At 44.6% G+C, this 17,533-nt stretch carries 17 protein-coding genes; 15 read left to right on the top strand and 2 right to left on the bottom strand.

Annotated features, from left to right (window positions below):
- Nucleotides 1-49 precede the first annotated feature (49 nt).
- The 15 genes from LZG73_RS02570 to LZG73_RS02500 all read left to right on the top strand — a co-directional run bounded on the left by LZG73_RS02570 (nt 50) and on the right by LZG73_RS02500 (nt 13,924).
- The gene (locus LZG73_RS02570) at nt 50-1,765 is read left to right on the top strand and encodes a C45 family autoproteolytic acyltransferase/hydolase (protein ID WP_233845932.1); all 1,716 of its coding nucleotides are present in this window, start codon (nt 50-52) and stop codon (nt 1,763-1,765) included.
- The gene (locus tag LZG73_RS02565) at nt 1,762-3,024 is read left to right on the top strand and encodes a phenylacetate--CoA ligase family protein (RefSeq protein WP_233845931.1); all 1,263 of its coding nucleotides are present in this window, start codon (nt 1,762-1,764) and stop codon (nt 3,022-3,024) included. The genes LZG73_RS02570 and LZG73_RS02565 overlap by 4 nt, the downstream gene beginning before the upstream one ends.
- Before the next feature lie 32 nt (nt 3,025-3,056).
- The gene (locus LZG73_RS02560; protein ID WP_233845930.1) at nt 3,057-3,668 is read left to right on the top strand and encodes a hypothetical protein; all 612 of its coding nucleotides are present in this window, start codon (nt 3,057-3,059) and stop codon (nt 3,666-3,668) included.
- Nucleotides 3,669-3,703: 35 nt separating this feature from the next.
- Entirely contained in the window at nt 3,704-4,336 is a 633-nt protein-coding gene (locus tag LZG73_RS02555) for a hypothetical protein (RefSeq protein WP_233845929.1), read from the top strand.
- Nucleotides 4,337-4,502: 166 nt separating this feature from the next.
- Nucleotides 4,503-5,195, top strand: a complete 693-nt coding sequence (locus LZG73_RS02550; RefSeq protein WP_233845928.1) for a YdcF family protein — start codon at nt 4,503-4,505, stop codon at nt 5,193-5,195.
- Between the two features lie 9 nt (nt 5,196-5,204).
- A complete protein-coding gene (locus LZG73_RS02545; protein ID WP_233845927.1) occupies nt 5,205-6,263 on the top strand; it encodes a methyltransferase in 1,059 nt (352 codons plus the stop codon).
- Nucleotides 6,264-6,310: 47 nt separating this feature from the next.
- Nucleotides 6,311-6,793 (top strand): hypothetical protein, encoded by a 483-nt coding sequence (locus LZG73_RS02540; RefSeq protein WP_233845926.1) that lies wholly within the window; start codon nt 6,311-6,313, stop codon nt 6,791-6,793.
- 24 nt (nt 6,794-6,817) lie between these two features.
- Nucleotides 6,818-7,729 (top strand): hypothetical protein, encoded by a 912-nt coding sequence (locus LZG73_RS02535; RefSeq protein ID WP_233845925.1) that lies wholly within the window; start codon nt 6,818-6,820, stop codon nt 7,727-7,729.
- Nucleotides 7,729-8,871: a beta-ketoacyl-ACP synthase III gene (locus LZG73_RS02530; RefSeq protein WP_233845924.1), complete on the top strand. Its 1,143-nt coding sequence runs from the start codon at nt 7,729-7,731 to the stop codon at nt 8,869-8,871. The genes LZG73_RS02535 and LZG73_RS02530 overlap by 1 nt, the downstream gene beginning before the upstream one ends.
- 18 nt (nt 8,872-8,889) lie before the next feature.
- Nucleotides 8,890-9,288, top strand: a complete 399-nt coding sequence (locus tag LZG73_RS02525) for a hypothetical protein (protein ID WP_233845923.1) — start codon at nt 8,890-8,892, stop codon at nt 9,286-9,288.
- A gap of 4 nt (nt 9,289-9,292) precedes the next feature.
- Entirely contained in the window at nt 9,293-10,324 is a 1,032-nt protein-coding gene (locus LZG73_RS25570) for a BtrH N-terminal domain-containing protein (protein ID WP_233845922.1), read from the top strand.
- A 10-nt stretch (nt 10,325-10,334) separates the two neighbouring features.
- Nucleotides 10,335-11,084, top strand: a complete 750-nt coding sequence (locus LZG73_RS02515) for an ABC transporter ATP-binding protein (RefSeq protein ID WP_233845921.1) — start codon at nt 10,335-10,337, stop codon at nt 11,082-11,084.
- 1 nt (nt 11,085) lies between these two features.
- Nucleotides 11,086-12,363: an ABC transporter permease gene (locus LZG73_RS02510; RefSeq protein ID WP_233845920.1), complete on the top strand. Its 1,278-nt coding sequence runs from the start codon at nt 11,086-11,088 to the stop codon at nt 12,361-12,363.
- A 95-nt stretch (nt 12,364-12,458) separates the two neighbouring features.
- A complete protein-coding gene (locus LZG73_RS02505) occupies nt 12,459-12,725 on the top strand; it encodes a phosphopantetheine-binding protein (RefSeq protein ID WP_233845919.1) in 267 nt (88 codons plus the stop codon).
- Nucleotides 12,726-12,727: 2 nt separating this feature from the next.
- Nucleotides 12,728-13,924 carry a beta-ketoacyl-[acyl-carrier-protein] synthase family protein gene (locus LZG73_RS02500; RefSeq protein ID WP_233845918.1) on the top strand — a complete coding sequence of 399 codons (1,197 nt, stop codon included), beginning with the start codon at nt 12,728-12,730 and terminating at the stop codon, nt 13,922-13,924.
- 12 nt (nt 13,925-13,936) lie between these two features.
- Here LZG73_RS02500 and scpA read toward each other — a convergent pair whose 3' ends face one another.
- Nucleotides 13,937-16,078, bottom strand: a complete 2,142-nt coding sequence (scpA, locus tag LZG73_RS02495) for a methylmalonyl-CoA mutase (protein WP_233845917.1) — start codon at nt 16,076-16,078, stop codon at nt 13,937-13,939.
- The gene (locus LZG73_RS02490; protein WP_233845916.1) at nt 16,075-17,469 is read right to left on the bottom strand and encodes a methylmalonyl-CoA mutase family protein; all 1,395 of its coding nucleotides are present in this window, start codon (nt 17,467-17,469) and stop codon (nt 16,075-16,077) included. Before LZG73_RS02490 ends, scpA begins: the two co-directional genes overlap by 4 nt.
- Nucleotides 17,470-17,533: the final 64 nt, after the last annotated feature.

Below are 17,533 nucleotides of genomic sequence, written 5' to 3'. Positions count from 1 at the left end.
TTTTGATATTCGACCGGAACCACCAATCCTTTGCCCGTCTTTCCCGCTTATGTGGCCCAAAAGTACAGTTACCAGATCCGTATTAAAAGTCTTTGGAATTTTCCTGCTTGTTGTTGGAATCGTGTTCGGCATTTTTCTTTGGCGCATCCACGTGCCGGCTCCCAAACTTGAAAGTAATAAAACCGCCGAAAGTTACAAGCGCGTAAAGCTGGGCGAAGACCATTATGCCGTTGGAAATTGCTGGCTTAAAAAGAATAAAGAGGGGATTTGGGAAATGTATCTTGAAGGAAAACCCTACGAACGCGGGCTGATTTACGGTATTCTTGCAAAGGAATTGATGGAAAAACAGGAAGTCCATTTTGTAAATCAAATCAAAGAATTGATTCCGAGCAGTTTGTTTTTACAAGTTTTGAAAGGCTTTGTCGGATGGTTCAACCGAGACATTTACAAGTATATTCCTGATGAAAACTTGCAGGAGATCTACGGTGTTTCGCAGTCTTTTTCGCAGCAGTTTAATTACATCGGGCCAAAATATTACCGCATTCTCAACTATCACGCCGCACACGACATTGGTCACGCATTGGCGGATTTGAACATGGTGGGCTGCACTTCGTTCGCGGTTAACAATGCATTGACAACAGATTCCACGCTGCTCATCGCCCGAAACTTTGATTTTTACATGGGCGACGCTTTTGCAGAAGACAAATTGATCGTGTTCATGAACCCCGACAAGGGATACAAATTTGCTTCCTACGCGTGGGCAGGCCTTACGGGCGTGGTTTCGGGAATGAATGAAAAGGGCATAACTGTGACATTAAATGCTTCGAAATCAGACATTCCGTTCGCTGCCAAGGAACCGATTTCTATTTTGGCAAGAGAGATTTTACAATATGCAGGCACCATTGAGGAAGCAACCAAAATTGCCAAAAGAAGTGAGACCTTCGTTTCGGAGTCGTTGCTAATCGGTTCGGCGGCAGATGATCAGGCGGCAATTATCGAAAAATCACCGCAAAAAATGGACGTTTTTGAATCCGGCAAGGATTATCTGGTTTGCGCAAATCATTATCAGGGAAATGCTTTTATCAAAGATTCTGTGAACATTGATAACATCAATGGCTCGGACTCAAAATCCAGGTTTGATCGGATGAACCAGCTTCTAATACGTTCATACCCAATGAATGTTGACAAAGCGGCTGCAATTTTGCGAGACCAGAAAGGCGTGAATGACAAATTTGTCGGTTATGGCAATTCCAAAACATTGAATCAGCTCATTGCGCACCACGGAATTCTTTTTAAACCTGAAAAAAAAGAAATGTGGATTTCGACGCCGCCTTATCAACTGGGCGAATTCATTTATTACAATCTCAATGATGTTTTTGCGAAAAATGGAATTTTCAAACCAAACGACGCGCATAAAATCGCCGCGGACCCCTTCCTGGCTTCCAGCGATTACAAGAAGTTCGAGGCATTCAAAGCGACCAAACAAAAGATCACGAAATATGTGTTGATGGACATTCCTTTTGAGCTGTCCAAACAGGATGAAGTTTCTTTTGTAGCCAACAACCCGCAAAGCTTTCTTACTTATATGTTGCTGGGCGACTATTTCCAAAAGAATAAAAACTCAAAAAAGGCCATTAAATATTACGAGGAAGCATTGAAACACGATGTGTCGTCCGTGAATGAAGAAAAATCCATCGAGCATAAAATTTCGGAAGCCCGTAAATTCAAGTATTCGATCGTTAGTTATAAATCTGATTCCAAATGATCTCTGAAATGATCCGTGAAACGCAGGAGCAAAAACTAAAACACTTGCTGGCCTATGTTTCGGCACACTCTCCCTATTATCAAAAAATTTTCAGAAAACACGGCGTCGATGTGGACAGCATTGTGACCGTTGCCGATCTGGCAAAACTTCCTTTCACAACAAAAGACAATCTCGCGGCTGCAAATGATGATTTTCTGTGCGTCCCAAAAAGCAGAATTGCGGACTATGTGACAACTTCCGGCACGCTCAGCGATCCCGTTGCTTTTTATCTCACCGACTCGGACATTGAACGGCTTGCTGATAATGAATCTGAATCCTTTCGTCGTGCCGACGGGTCCGAGCATGATATTTACCAGCTGATGACGACCATTGACAAGCGTTTCATGGCCGGGCTCGCTTATTGGATGGGCGCAAGAAAACTTGGCGCAGGAATGATCAGGGTTGGTCCGGGCGCTCCGTTTCTGCAATGGGAGTCCATTCAGCGCTTTTCGCCCACTGTAATCATTGCCATTCCATCATTTATTCCACGACTGATCGATTACGCTGTTGCGAACGGCATCGATTACGCTTCATCCAGCATCAAATCGGTGATATGCATTGGTGAACCCATCCGTAACCCTGATTTTACTTATAATGAACTGGGAAAACGCATCACTTCCCAATGGAATGTGAAACTGTATTCCACTTATGCCTCGACCGAAATGGGCGCAGCTTTCACGGAATGCAGCGAAGGCAAGGGCGGACATTTGAATGAAGATCTGCTCATTCTGGAAGTGGTGGATGAAGAAGACAGGGTGGTTAATGAGGGCGAGCTGGGCGAAGTGGTGATTACGACGCTTGGCGTTGAAGGCATGCCGTTACTGCGTTACCGCACGGGCGACCTGTGTCACGTCTATTACGGCCCTTGTCTTTGCGGAAGAAAAAGTCCGCGTTTAGGGCCGGTCGTGGGAAGGAAACAGCAGATGATCAAATTTAAAGGAACGACCATTTTTCCGCCTGCCATTTTTGATGTGCTCGATATGGTGCAGGAAATTGAGCTTTATCAGGTTGTTGTTTCAAAAAATGAGTTTGGAAACGACGAAATTACCATCCTGCTTCCTATGCAGTTGCAGACCACATTTTTTCGCGAAAAACTGCATTCGTTGTTCAAGTCTAGGCTGCGCGTAACCCCGTTATTTCAGTTCATAACCGCTGAAGAACTCACTTTTAGAATATACAAACAGGAGAAACGCAAACCTGAAAAATTGATATATATTTGAATCCTCTATTACCATAAAATAAAATAATTAACATGAAAAAGTTCGTTTACGCAGCTGTAATGGCCATTGCTGCAATCGGTGCAAATGATTCCTTTGCCCAAAGAGTTGACTTGAAAAGCGGAGATGTAGGTGGTTTGTCAGGTCAAAAAACATTGAACATTGAATACGATTATTCAGAATTCGGAGTTGGAAAATTTGCAACGGAAAAGGAATATCTGGACAAAAAAACTGCCGAATACAATGCCAAAGAAGCCGGCAAAGGCGACACCTGGAAAAAGGCGTGGGCAGACGACCGCAAAGCGCGTTTCGAGCCGAAATTTGAAGAGTTGTTTAACAAAGGATTAGCGGATAAAGGCTTGCAAGCCGTTCAATCTCGTCCGGATGCGCAATACACGCTAATCGTCCGCACAAAATTCGTTGAGCCAGGATTCAATGTTGGCGTGATGCGCAAGAATGCATACGTGGATTATGAAGTTGATCTGGTGGAATCTGCCAACAAATCGGCAAAGGTGGCGCAGATTAACATGCGCAATGTGCCTGGCGGACAGTTTGGTGGATTTGATTTTGACACTGGCGTCCGCATTGCGGAATCATACGCAAAAGCCGGAAAATCGCTTGCCGCATTTTTGGATAAAAAGCTTTAATAACAATCTATCTTTCATTTTAACTGTATCGTGTTATGAAAAAGTTGTTACTTCTTGCATTCGTTCTGTTGAATGTCGGTTTTGCTTCTGCTGAAAATACAATGGCGGATCTTTTCAATGGCAAAACCAAACTCGTGTTCCTGGGGCTTGATTTTACTCAGGCAAAATATGTTGGCAGAATCGGTTTTACAGATCCGGCCGCGATCCAGAACCAGCACATGGTGAGCTGGAATAACCTGATCGAAATGGAGCCAAAGAAATTTTCGCTTCAAAAAGCCTTTAACCTGAAAGACGACCAATATGCTTCAAAAGTGGAGGATATGGTAAAATTCAACAAAGCTGCAAACGTCGCAGACAACATTACCGAAACCGAAGCAACGCTTACAGAAGATCAGGTTAAAAAGTCCGTTTCCAAATATTCGTTGAGTGAAAAAGACGGCATAGGCCTGGTTTACGTCGTAGAAAGTTTGAGCAAAACTGCCGAGAAGATGACGGTTTGGGCAACATTTATCGATCTAAGCACTAAAAAAGTCCTCTATACGGAAAAAGTCGAAGGCAAAGCCAGTGGTTTTGGTTTCCGGAATTACTGGGCTGGAAGCGTTTACAAGATCAACCAGGAAATCGATTCCAAGCTTTATAAAAAGTGGAGCAAGTCTTACAAAGTCTGAAAATTAAATAGAATTGCTTATTTTTAAACGGACGATTGATTACCGATACCATAGCATATTTTTTGTAAGCTGTGACTTGTTCGCCATTTTGGAGAACGCTTCACAGCTTACTCTTTAACTGATAACCCATATCGTGCGGATTCTATCTCTATTTTTTCTGGCGCTAATGACAATGCTACTTTCTGGCTGCGGGGCACTATTCTATCGCACGGCCGAAAAAGCGTTTCAAAAAGGACTTAAAGAACAGCCTTACGACGCAGTGATTGTTCCGGGCTTCCCGCACAATGGCAAGAAATGGGACATGATCCTGCAAATGCGCATCCATTGGGCGCATTATCTGTATACGAAAGGTTATACCAAAAACATTATTTTCTCAGGGTCAGCAGTTGCCACGCCTTACGTTGAAAGCAAGGTGATGGCAAGTTATGCGGAGGCGCTGGGCGTGCCGCGTGAGCATATTTTTACGGAAGAAAAGGCAGAGCACAGCACGGAAAATGTCTACTATTCCTATCGCCTTGCAAAAGACCTGGGTTTTACAAAACTTGCACTCGCTACGGACCCGATCCAGACCAGTTACATGCGTAAATTTATCAAACGCTTTCAGCTGCCAATCGGATTGATGCCCACCGTTGTTGACACGCTCAAAGTAATGAACCTTTACGAGCCGAAGGTTAATTTTACACCTGCAGTGCGCGAAGGATTTGTGAAGCTTTCGGACAGAGAGAACTTCTTTCAGCGGTTTAGAGGGACAATGGGCAGATATATTACCTGGCACGAAGAAGATCTCAAAAAGAAAAAACACCGCAGGAAGTTCAAAGACAGGATGATACCCGCCTCTACGGCAAAAAATGAACCATAATAGCGTAGAATGAAAAAAGAATTGTCGGCAATTGACGCCAAGTATGAAGCACAAAAAATAGCATTTGGACCCATGTATTTTCAGGCGGTTGTCGCCCTGCGGGATCTGGGAATTTTGCAATTCATCAACAACAATCGAAAAGGGGTAAGCATTGAAACGATCATTGAAAAAAGCGATGTTTCAGAATATGGCGTCACTTTGCTATTGGAAGCAGCGGAAGTGCTCGGTGTTGTCGAAATCGAGAATGAAATTGTAAAAATAAGTAAGGTTGGCTTCTTCCTGTTGAAGGACGAAATGACGCGCGTTAACATCAATTTTATGAATGACGTGTGCTATCTGGGCGCCAAAAGCATGACTGAAAGCATAAAAAACGGACAGCCGGAAGGACTGAAAACGCTAGGAGACTGGCCCACCATTTACGAAGGCTTGTCCGTTTTACCCGAACCGGCAAAAACTTCATGGTTTGAATTCGATCATTATTATTCCGACAATGCATTTCCGGAAGCATTAAAAATTGTTTTCAGGAATCATCCAAAACTGATTTTTGATGTGGGTGGAAACACCGGAAAATGGTCGTTTGCGTGCTGTAATTATAATCCCGATGTCAGGATAAAAATCCTTGATCTCCCTGTACAGCTGAAAGTTGCAAAGGCCAATGCTGCTGAAAAAGGCCTAACCGACCGCATTGACTTTCACGAGATTAACCTGCTTGACCAAGAGCAAAAAATTCCCGAAGGCGCGGACGTGATCTGGATGAGCCAGTTTCTCGATTGTTTCTCCAAGGAACAAATTATCCAGATCCTTGAAAATGCTTATCAGGCAGCTTCGGAAAACACAACATTATACATTCTCGAACCGTTTTTCGACAACCAAAATTTCCCTGCGGCGCATCATAGCCTTGTCGCCACATCGCTTTATTTTACCATTATGGCTAATGGAAACAGCAAAATGTATCGCATTGAGGTGATGAAAGACCTGGCCCGGAAAGCTGGGTTTGAAATCGTGGAAACCTATCCGTTGATCGGTGACAGTTATCACACCATATTGGAATGCAAAAAGAGGGTTTAGGGAACGAGGAATAGGCTTTTTTAGCATTTATTTATAAGCATAATCGCATGACACGAACTTGGATCATATTGTTTTTCTGCCTGGTTTTCTGGTCCGGATTCGCGGTTTTGCAATTGGACAGACAGGCATTTTATAAAACGTTATCCAGTGGCGACGAAGCTTCGATTGACAAAGCCATTGCTGGTTTGGAAAAACAGAAATTAACTTCTCGTGTTAGCGCTTACAAAGGCGCGTTAATGATGAAAAAAGCCGGTTTCATCAAAGGTGCCAAAGGGAAAGTGAAGACTTTTAAAGAAGGCGCCGCATTGCTGGAAAACGAAATTAAGGGCAGTCCGGATAATATGGAATATCGGTTTTTGAGGCTTACTGTTCAGGAAAATGCACCCAAGATTTTGAAATATAATAAGCAACTTGACGAAGACAAGCAGGCGATTGTTTCTAATTTTGATAAATTAGAAAGTGATTTAAAAGCAGTAATTTCGGATTATGCAAAGCATTCCAAAGTTTTGCAAGCGACAGATTTGAAGTGAATTTAGTAAATAGGATTGCAGTAAATGGGAAAGATTCTTGTCGTAAATTACTCACAAACAGGACAGTTGAATGAAATCATTGACCAGTTTTTATCTCCATTTGATCCCGCCAGCATTGAGCGGCATTTGATCCATCCTGCTAAGCCCTACATTTTTCCCTGGACTACGGAAGAATTTTTCGACAAGATGCCCGAATGTGTGCAGGAAGATGTAATTCCTTTAAAGACCATTCCATTTTCCGCAAATCGTTACGACCTCATTGTGCTGGGATATCAGCCATGGTTTTTATCGCCTTCACCGCCCATAACCTCGCTGCTCAAAGACGCGACATTTCAGCAAATCATGCGGGACACGCCCGTTGTGACCGTGATTGGCGGGCGGAATATGTGGCTCAATTCGCAGGAAAGCATTAAAACGCTCATTATCAAAGGTGGCGGAAAGCTTGTAGGAAACATTCCGCTGATGGACCGGACGTCTAATCTCATCAGTGCATTTACGATTTTACATTGGATGCTCACGGGACGGAAAGATAAGAAATGGGGTGTCCTCCCGTTGCCAGGCGTAAGTCAGCAGGATATTGAGAGCGGTGCAAGGTTTGGCAGCATTGTAAAGTCAGCCTGGGAGAAGGGCATTTACAGCGAACTCCAACATAACATTTTGGCCACCGGGCTCATTCAAATTCCGACAGACATCCTTTTTATAGAGCAGCGTGCGAAAAAACTTTTCAGAATCTGGGCTAATCTGATCAAGACAAAAGGCACTACACCAGCCAAGCGCAAGCGATTGGTTAGCCTATTTAAATATTACTTGCTCATCGCACTTTTTATGGTCGCTCCGGTCATACTTTTCGTATATAATTTGCTGATTGTGCCCTTCACCGGAAACGCGATTAAGAAGAAAAAAGAATACTTTTGTGGGGTTGAAACCAAATTATAATGTCAGAAGCATACATTACCAGAATTGCCAAGTTTTTACCCAATGAGCCCGTTCCAAACGAAGAAATGGAAGCGTATTTAGGCTACATCAACGGAAAACCATCCAAGTCAAAGTCAATCGTTTTACGCAATAATGGAATAAAAAGAAGATATTATGCGCTTAAAAAGGACGGAACGGCGACCCACACCAATGCTGAAATGGCAGCGCTTGCAGTGGCCAATCTGTTCAAAAACAATGCGTCTGAAATCAAAGATGTGGAATTGCTAAGCTGCGCCACATCTAGTCCCGACCAGCTGATGCCTTCACACGGATCAATGGTGCATGGTTATTTGAAAGAGACCGGTCCGATCGAGGTGGTTTCACCTTCCGGAGTTTGTTGTGCAGGAATGCATGCATTCAAATATGCATACATGTCTGTGAAGCTTGGTGAGAAGGAAAAGGCAGTCTCCTGCGCATCGGAGCGACTTTCACCGGTTTTGCGAGCCAGTCAGTTTGAAGACGAATTGCAGCAATTGCTAAAACTCGAACGCAATCCGTATTTGGCATTCGAAAAGGATTTTTTGAGATGGATGTTGTCCGACGGTGCGGGGGCATTTTTGGTCGAATCAAAACCAAATCAGGAGGGGATTTCTCTGAAAATAGATTGGGTTGAAGGTTGTTCGTATGCCAATGAGCAGGAAGCTTGCATGTATATGGGCGCGGACAAGCTCGAAGATGGCACATTGAAGAGTTACAAAGATTACACCAATGAAGACATTCAGGAATATTCGGTTTTTAGTATCAAGCAGGATGTGAAGCTTTTAGGAGAAAAAATTGTTAAATTGGGTTTTGCCAAACTAAAAGATATTCTTGTCAAAAAAGGCATTTCCATGGAGGAAGTAACCTATTTCCTGCCGCATTTGTCAAGTTACTTTTTTGAAAATAAAATAGAAGACTTTTGTAATGAAAATGGCATGCCGATCTCCAAAGAGAAGTGGTATACCAACCTCGTTACGAAGGGGAATGTCGGTTCTGCATCCATTTATATGATGCTGGAAGAAGTTTTCCACAGTGGCGTGCTTAAAAAAGGGGAGAAGATACTTTTGGCTGTGCCCGAAAGCTCGCGTTTCTCATATATGTTCTGTTTGTTGACCGTTTGCTGATCCATAGCATTTGATCCAATGAAAAAAGAAGACTTACCACAAGATCCCGGCGCGCTGGACGAGTTTACAAGAGAAGTATGCTACGTCAAAAACGAGGACGGAAAATACGAAACAGCATTGAGCAGGGGTTGGGAAGTCAAAAAACAAGCTTTGGACAGCGCTTGGGATGATGTAAACGAGCGTATAAATGAAGCAAGAAACGCCGTAATGAAAGGAGAAAAAAGCCCGATCCATTATTTTATGGAATTACGGCTTATGGATTTGCCTGTTCTTTCAGGTTACACCGGTTTTTTTCCGTTTTTTATCAAAAGACATTTAAAACCAAGCGTTTTCAAAGGGTTAAGTGATCGCAAACTTGAAAAATATGCAAGTGCTTTTGACGTTACGCTGCAAGAATTAAAAAATTTTAAAGGTTGATCCTGTGAATATTGATAGCCATACGGATGAATTCCGGCATGTTCAGACGGCGCATTGTGAGAATGGGGTCACTACGGCTTTGTTACGTTACCACGGTCTGGACTTTATGACTGAGCCGCTCGCGTTTGGCATGGGCTCCGGACTTTTTTATATACAAATTCCTTTTCTAACGGTTAACAATGGTCCGGCAATCTCATTTCGGACAATGCCGGGGGCGATTTTCAAACGAACCTGCAAATCATTAGGCGTCGAGGTTACCCGCAAGAAATTTTCAAATGTTGCTGCTGCTGAGGCTTTTTTGGATCAAAAAGTAAATAAAGGCGTTCCAGTGGGTTGCCAGGTTGGTGTTTTTCACCTTACTTATTTTCCCAAAGAATATCGCTTCCATTTCAACGCGCATAACCTCATTGTTTTTGGCCGGGAAGGTGACGATTACCGCATCAGCGATCCTGTGATGGAGGATGTTACCACTTTGTCTAAGCCCGAGTTGAGTCGTGTGCGGTTTGCGCAAGGGCCGCTGGCTCCCAAAGGACACATTTATTTCCCTGAAAAAGTGAGGCCGATAAGCGATGATATGATCCGCCAAGGAATCGCGAAAGGCATCAGCCGCAATGTGCGCGATATGCTGAAAATTCCGGGAAATTTTGCTGGCGTGGATGGCATCAGGCACACAGCCGGTCATATCCGCAAATGGCGCGACAAGCTCGGACTGAAAAAAGCAAGCTTGTATTTAGGTCAAATTGTGCGCATGCAAGAGGAGATAGGAACAGGCGGAGGTGGATTTCGCTTTTTGTATGGCGCTTTTCTGGAAGAAGCATCCGCTTACATGCAGGACGACCGTCTTTCGGTGATATCGGAGGATTTTACAAAAGCTGGCGACATGTGGCGGGCCAGCGCGATCAAAATGGCTGGCGTTTACAAAGGTCGCCTGACTGAACAAAAAGATTTTGACGAAATCGCAGACATGCTGGTCGACATTCGTGCGGTGGAAAAGGAAGCATTCGAGAAACTTTCGCGGTTGAGGCTTGGCAAATGACCGCAACATCATGACCGGAGCCGCTTGCATTGAGATCCGAAATGTTTTCAAAAAATACAAATCTGCGCAGGAAAATAGTCTCTCGGACGTTTCGCTGACCATTGACACTGCTGATATTTTCGGGTTGCTTGGACCTAATGGAGCCGGCAAAACCACGCTTATTTCCATTCTCTGCGGCATCATTCCGCCATCTTCCGGAATTGTTAATTTCTATCATAACAGGGACATTGTCTCCGAACAGGAGCGTAAAAGCCGCATTGGCTTTGTTCCGCAGGAATATGCTTTTTACCAGGAATTGACACCCAGACAAAACCTCGATTACTTTGGGGCAATGTATAATCTTGGCAAAAGTGATCTGGAACAGCGCAGGGAGCATTTATTGGAAATCTTGGGACTTTCTAAATATGCTGATAAAAAGGTCGGCACATTCTCTGGCGGGATGAAACGACGCGTTAACCTGGCCATCGGCATTATTCACGAACCCGATATTTTGTTCCTGGACGAACCGACCGTTGGCGTCGATGTGCAGAGCAGAAATGCGATTATCCGCTATTTGAGACAGATTAATGAAAACGGAACGACCATTATATACACTTCTCACCACATGTCCGAGGCGGAAGAATTTTGCAAACACATCGCACTTATTGATCACGGCAGGGTGATCGCAAACGGAGCATTGGACGATCTGAAAGCCAAACATGAAGCTTCCAGCCTGCAATCTTTATTTATTAATCTGACGGGGGAGGATTACAGGGATTAATATGTTCAAGATTTTTTCATCACTGCGCAAAGAATATTTGCTCCTCATTAATGATAAGGTGGGGTTGGCTTTGATGTTTTTGATGCCGCTGCTCCTTGTCTTCATCATCACCATCATCCAGGACAGCGCTTACAAAATGGTGAATGAAAACCAGATTCCGCTGCTTGTGGTGAATCATGACGCTGGCAAAGAAGGCGAGAAGCTGGTTGCATTGCTTTCAAAATCGGGACTTTTCAAGATCGATTCGCAGAACGCCGTTCCGCAAAAATCGTTGAAATCAGAACTGCTTTCACGAGGCAAATTGATTGCTTTATACATTCCCGAAACATTCTCTGCCGGCCTGGAAAGCAATGCACGCGATGTCAGCAACATTTTAATGGACGATCTCGGGCTCGATCGCGACACGGCCGCGCGTGAAAAAGTGTCCATGCCCACATTGTCTTTCTATAATGATCCCGTTTTACAGGAAAATTACAGTTACTCCGTGATGGGAATCATTCAGTCTTACATGAGTGTGATTGAAAACTCGCTGATGATCGACAGAATGTACACAACAATGGATTTGGGCGGTGGATCGGAAAAGTTGAAAGAGAAAATGATTTCCAACCGCGTCCGCATTGATCAGATTGTGGCGAGCAACAACAACTCCACAGCAATTCCCAATTCGACCCAGCATAACGTCCCGGCATGGACCATTTTTGCAATGTTTTTTATGGTTGTTTCGTTGGGAAGCAACATTGTAAAAGAGCGTGTGAATGGCAGTTTTTTGCGTTTGAAAACCATGCCGACAACATTTATGCTGGTGATGTTCAGTAAAATGGCTGTTTATGTGATTGTCGCCGTAGTGCAAGTTGTGGTGACTTTTTCAATGGGCATCTGGATCCTGCCGGAATTAGGATTGCCAAAACTGACCATTCCTTCCAATCTCATTGCGTTCGCGGCGGTGGTGCTCATAAGCAGCATGGCGGCGGTAAGTTATGCGTTGATGATCGGCGCTTATGCCCGGACAGAGCAACAGGCGAACGGGTTCGGGGCGATTTCGATCATTATTTTTGGCGCGATCGGCGGGATTCTTGTTCCAACATTCGTTATGCCGAGTTTTATGCAGTTTGCGAGCAATTTTTCGCCGCTGCATTGGTGTCTGGAAGGTTTTTACGTGCTTTTTCTGAAAGGCGGGAGTTGGGAAGAGCTCAAAAATGTGTTTGCCTTTTTAGGGATATTTATCCTGATTTGCCAACTTGGCACTTATTTTAAGCTAAGGATGGAAAGAATTATTTAAGTTTGAATACGGAAATGAAATCATAATCCTGGCTTGTTTCTGACACCCCAATCACAAATTAATCCTGCCGGAATGAGAAGGCATCAACAGTAATTATGGACATAGCAAGTTTAAAACCCATTATAAAAGGTCAGATCGTACAATATTTGAATTTATTGGATATAAATCCACAGGACATTAAGGACGACGAACCGCTTTTTGGTGGCGATCTTGGGCTTGATTCCATTGATTCGCTTGAACTCGTTGTGCTTCTTGAACGTGAATATGGCATCAAGATTACGAACCCTGCCGAGGGACGGAAAATCCTGGTGGACGTAAATCATATGGCTGAATATATTTTGGCCCATACAAAGACAGTTTGATCATGAAAAGGGTGTTGGTGACGGGGATGGGCATAATTTCGGCCATTGGAGAGAATGTTTCAGCAAATCACAACAGCCTTCGCAATGGTAAAACAGGCATTTCACAAGCCGCACATTTCGAATCGCGCTATGCGTCGCAACTGCCTTTCGGTGAAAGTGCTCCGAGCAACGAGGCATTGAAAGAGCTGCTGGACTTGCAGCTTAGCAAAGGTTACACGCGCACCAGCTTGCTCGCCACAAAAGCATTTGACGAGGCCGTCGCGGATGCCAATCTTTCTTCCAAACAACTATCATCTTTCGACACAGCATTGATCTCCGCCAGCACAGTCGGCGGAATGTGCCTTACCGACCAGCTTTACGAGGATGCGAACCTGAAAACGCAGGGTTCAGAATATCTGGAAGCATACGGATGCGCCGCGCATACAATTCAATTGCTGGAAAAATACAACATACGAGGCTTTTCGGACACCATTAATACCGCTTGTTCTTCATCGGCCAATGCAATTATGCTGGGTGCAAGGCTTATCAAGTCGGGGAGGGCAAAGCGTGCAATTGTGGGCGGCGTGGACAGTTTAGCCAAATACACGGTTAACGGCTTCAATTCACTTAAAATCTTGTCCAACTCACCTTGCAAGCCTTTTGATGAAAACCGCGACGGACTGAATCTTGGCGAAGGAGCGGCATATCTGGTTTTGGAGGCAGAAGATGTGGTTGGCGATAAACACGTTTATGCGGAAGTTGCAGGTTATGGAAATGCCAACGACGCGCATCATCCATCCGCAATGTCCGACGAAGCAATTGGCGCCATTCGTTCCATGCATGAAGCGGTGGAATTGGCCGGAATTGCCTATGAACAAATTGGTTACATCAATGCGCACGGCACCGGAACGCCTAATAATGACGAAGTTGAGCTAACCGGAATGGCCGCTTTGTTTGAAAAAATCCCTCCTTTCAATTCGACAAAATCTTACACGGGACACACATTGGGCGCCGCAGGCGCAGTTGAAGCGATTTTCAGCATCCTTAGCATTGTCCATTCCGAGGTTTATGCAAGTCTGCACGTTGAAACGCCCATGTTCGCACATAATGCGCGTCCGGTAAACTCATTTATGCCTGACACGAAAGTTGCGTATGCACTTTCGAACTCCTTCGGTTTTGGTGGAAATTGCACTTCACTGGTTTTCGGAAGTGTTCATTGACAAAATCTGTAATCAAGACTGCATTAAATCCTGTAATATTTTTTGAGCTGCCACGGAAATAATCGTCCCAGGTCCGAAAATGCCTTTAACGCCTTTTTGGTATAAAAAGTCATAATCCTGCGCCGGAATCACGCCACCCGCAATGACCATAATGTCTTCACGACCAATGTCTTTCAACGCTGAAATGAGTTCGGGAATAAGCGTTTTGTGTCCGGCGGCAAGGCTTGAAGCGCCTATGACATGGACGTCATTTTCCGCAGCCTGCTTTGCAACTTCCTGCGGCGTTTGAAAGAGCGGGCCAATGTCAACGTCAAAACCGAGATCTGCAAAGCTCGTGGCAATCACTTTCGCCCCGCGGTCATGACCATCCTGACCCATTTTTGCAACAAGAATTCGCGCCCGACGGCCTTCCATTTCTGCAAATTGATTGGACAGTTCAAGCGCAGCCCGGAAATTTTCATCGTCCGAAGCCTCAGCCTGATAAACACCCGAAACCGAGCGGATGGTCGATTTGTAACGTCCGAATTCTTTTTCCATCGCATCCGAAATTTCACCTAATGTAGCCCTTTTGCGTGCCGCATTTATCGCCAGTGCCAATAAATTGTGGGACATTTCCTTGCCGCCCTTTTCTTTACAAGCCAATGTTAAAGCTGACAATGCTTGCGAAACTTCCGCCGGATTTCTTTCCGTTTTAATTTTTTGTAAAGAAGCAATTTGCGCATTACGGACAGTCTGGTTATCAATTTCAAGAATGTCAAAAGTGTCTTTTTCTTTTGTTTTAAATCGGTTAACACCAACAATCACATCTTTTCCTGAATCAATGCGCGCCTGTTTTTTTGCAGCAGCCTCTTCAATGCGCATTTTGGGAAGTCCGGTCTCAATGGCCTTGGTCATGCCGCCGAGGCTCTCCACTTCCTCAATGAGCGTCCACGCTTTTTCAACCAATTCCTTTGTCAAATATTCCACATAATAGGAGCCTCCCCAGGGATCAATGGCGCGACAGAGATCGGTTTCATATTGGATAAAAAGCTGCGTATTTCGGGCAATGCGTGCGGAAAAATCAGTCGGCAACGCCATGGCCTCGTCCAGAGAATTGGTGTGCAAAGATTGCGTATGACCCATCACCGCGGCCATTGCCTCTATCGTCGTGCGGGTTACATTGTTGTATGGATCTTGTTCAGTCAGGCTGTAACCGCTTGTTTGACAATGCGTTCGCAATGCGAGGGACTTTTCATTTTTGGGGTTAAATTGCTTGACAATTTTCGCCCATAAGAGTCGGCCAGCGCGCATTTTAGCGATTTCCATAAAATGATTCATGCCAATGCCCCAGAAAAAAGAAAGTCTGGGCGCGAAATCGTCGATGGCAATGCCTGCGGACAATCCCGTGCGAATGTATTCAAGTCCATCCGCGAGCGTGTAGGCAAGCTCAATGTGCGCGGGCGCACCGGCTTCGTGCATGTGATAACCGCTTATGCTGATGGAATTGAATTTCGGCATGAAGCGCGAAGTGTAAGCAAAAATATCACCCACGATCCGCATCGAAGGACCGGGCGGATAAATGTATGTGTTACGCACCATGAATTCCTTCAAAATGTCGTTCTGAATGGTGCCCGAAAGCAGGTTTGCCGAAATGCCCTGTTCCTCCGCCGCAACAACGAAAAAAGCCATAATCGGAATCACGGCTCCGTTCATGGTCATGGAAACGGACATTTGATCCAAAGGAATCTGGTCAAATAACATCTTCATGTCCTCGACGGTGTCAATGGCAACGCCGGCCTTCCCCACATCGCCCGTAACGCGCGGATGATCAGAGTCATAGCCACGGTGCGTCGCCAGGTCGAAGGCCACGGAAAGACCCTTTTGCCCAGCTTCAAGGTTTCTTTTGTAAAATGCATTTGAATCCGCGGCGGTTGAAAATCCCGCATATTGCCTGATTGTCCACGGGCGCTCCAAATACATGCTTGCATAAGGTCCACGCAAAAAAGGCGGGCTTCCTGCACCGAAATTCAGATGTTCAGCGCCCTCCAAATCACTTTCAATGTATGTCGATTTCAGCTTGATCCCTTCCGAGGTCTGCACCAGTTTGCCCGGTTTGTCTTCCGGTTGTTGGTGGACAATTTTTGTTATGGGAATATTTTTGAAATCGGGCTTCATAATTGTGTTTCAATGGTTAAGCCCTGAGATTTGTAGCAATCTGCCAAGTTTTTATCGGTCAAAAATACGGTTTCATCAATTTGAGAAAGCGGCTTGCTTTTATTATGCTCAATGTCTCCTTCTTTGAACTTGTTGACGCCAATCATCACTTTCGTTCCGCTCAATGCATTGATTTTATTCGTTAAGGAAGCCTTTAATGCTTTTTGAACATATCCATTATCAAAACATTTGACCAAACCTCCGTTGTCCTCCATTTCCAAGAACATTTCCCATGCTTTATCAGCCATTTGCAATGACATTGTTTCCAATAAATAGGACCCAGCCGCAGGATCGGCAACATAGCCTAATGCGCTTTCGTGATTTAAGACAGACGAGACATTGCGTGAGATCCGGCTTGAAAACTCATTGGAATTTTTAAACTGTTGATCATAAGGATTGACCGTCAATGCGTTGCACCCTCCGATCACCGCGCTCATTGCCTGCGAAGCCGAGCGAATCATGTTGGTGTAGGGCGCTGAGTCTGCGTTGTAAAATGAAGAAGTTTGTGCGTGAATCAATGGAACACAAAGTTGTGGGGGCAATTGGTAAGCATCTGATATTTTTCGAAGCAAAAAACGCAATGCCCTAAGCTTAGCAATTTCTGTTAAAAACTCGGTTCCTATGGAAACTGAAAACAAAATCCGATTAAATGCTGTCAGCGGGGAAATACCCGCATCGGTGAGCCGATCTATGCATTCAACAGCTGCGGCAATCATAAAAGCCAGCTCCTGAACCGGGTCTGCGCCATTGTTGTGATACAAATGCCCTTCGACCATGAAAGGCCTAAATTCCCGCATATTCTTTGCCAGATTCAGCACAGAAACAATGTGTGCGAACTCATCCACAATTGGTTTTCCAGTTCGCATCCACTGTGCGAGCGGATCGAGAAAAACTCCGCCCTTCAAATAATAACCTGCGTTTTTGGATATTTCCCTGAAAAGGTCTTCTGGGTTTTCTGCTGTTTTAAAAAAGACTGCCGTGTCACTCAGCTTGATTCCATGAAGTAATTTTGGAAATTCACAATGCCTCAGATCCGTGTTCCCAAGGGCCAAAACGATCGCATCGGCGCCATTTTCCAATGCATGTTTCATTGCTGCATTGGTCTTACGCGGCTCTGTAAACTCAATTTTTGGAACATTCAGCCAACCCGGTATTTTCTTTTGGCATGCCTGCATCCGAGCCATTCTTTCGGGATCAACTTCGCCTTGTGTCGCATAGGGATCAATGTGCAAATCATTTCCGATCGTCCAATCAGACAGCTCTTTAAGTCGTCCTTTCAATTCCTTTTCGGCCAGTTTCTCCCAATCGTCTTTACCAGAAGGGCTAAATTGTGAGAATAAACTGACAGACATTTTTTGGCGGGTTATCGTTAAAAAAAACGTATTTTGCTTGTTAACAAAGCTACAAATTTGAGTC

This window comes from Dyadobacter sp. CY326 (assembly GCF_021390515.1).
GTDB lineage: Bacteria > Bacteroidota > Bacteroidia > Cytophagales > Spirosomataceae > Dyadobacter.
This window is presented reverse-complemented; position numbering and strand designations above follow the sequence as displayed.

What these genes read in the sequence shown, in the direction of transcription:
- LZG73_RS02570 (WP_233845932.1), top strand. Translation starts at nt 50, where the DNA reads ATGTGGCCCAAAAGTACAGTTACCAGATCCGTATTAAAAGTCTTTGGA.
- LZG73_RS02565 (WP_233845931.1), top strand. Translation starts at nt 1,762, where the DNA reads ATGATCTCTGAAATGATCCGTGAAACGCAGGAGCAAAAACTAAAACAC.
- LZG73_RS02560 (WP_233845930.1), top strand. Translation starts at nt 3,057, where the DNA reads ATGAAAAAGTTCGTTTACGCAGCTGTAATGGCCATTGCTGCAATCGGT.
- LZG73_RS02555 (WP_233845929.1), top strand. Translation starts at nt 3,704, where the DNA reads ATGAAAAAGTTGTTACTTCTTGCATTCGTTCTGTTGAATGTCGGTTTT.
- LZG73_RS02550 (WP_233845928.1), top strand. Translation starts at nt 4,503, where the DNA reads ATGACAATGCTACTTTCTGGCTGCGGGGCACTATTCTATCGCACGGCC.
- LZG73_RS02545 (WP_233845927.1), top strand. Translation starts at nt 5,205, where the DNA reads ATGAAAAAAGAATTGTCGGCAATTGACGCCAAGTATGAAGCACAAAAA.
- LZG73_RS02540 (WP_233845926.1), top strand. Translation starts at nt 6,311, where the DNA reads ATGACACGAACTTGGATCATATTGTTTTTCTGCCTGGTTTTCTGGTCC.
- LZG73_RS02535 (WP_233845925.1), top strand. Translation starts at nt 6,818, where the DNA reads ATGGGAAAGATTCTTGTCGTAAATTACTCACAAACAGGACAGTTGAAT.
- LZG73_RS02530 (WP_233845924.1), top strand. Translation starts at nt 7,729, where the DNA reads ATGTCAGAAGCATACATTACCAGAATTGCCAAGTTTTTACCCAATGAG.
- LZG73_RS02525 (WP_233845923.1), top strand. Translation starts at nt 8,890, where the DNA reads ATGAAAAAAGAAGACTTACCACAAGATCCCGGCGCGCTGGACGAGTTT.
- LZG73_RS02515 (WP_233845921.1), top strand. Translation starts at nt 10,335, where the DNA reads ATGACCGGAGCCGCTTGCATTGAGATCCGAAATGTTTTCAAAAAATAC.
- LZG73_RS02510 (WP_233845920.1), top strand. Translation starts at nt 11,086, where the DNA reads ATGTTCAAGATTTTTTCATCACTGCGCAAAGAATATTTGCTCCTCATT.
- LZG73_RS02505 (WP_233845919.1), top strand. Translation starts at nt 12,459, where the DNA reads ATGGACATAGCAAGTTTAAAACCCATTATAAAAGGTCAGATCGTACAA.
- LZG73_RS02500 (WP_233845918.1), top strand. Translation starts at nt 12,728, where the DNA reads ATGAAAAGGGTGTTGGTGACGGGGATGGGCATAATTTCGGCCATTGGA.
- scpA (WP_233845917.1), bottom strand. Translation starts at nt 16,078, where the DNA reads ATGAAGCCCGATTTCAAAAATATTCCCATAACAAAAATTGTCCACCAA.
- LZG73_RS02490 (WP_233845916.1), bottom strand. Translation starts at nt 17,469, where the DNA reads ATGTCTGTCAGTTTATTCTCACAATTTAGCCCTTCTGGTAAAGACGAT.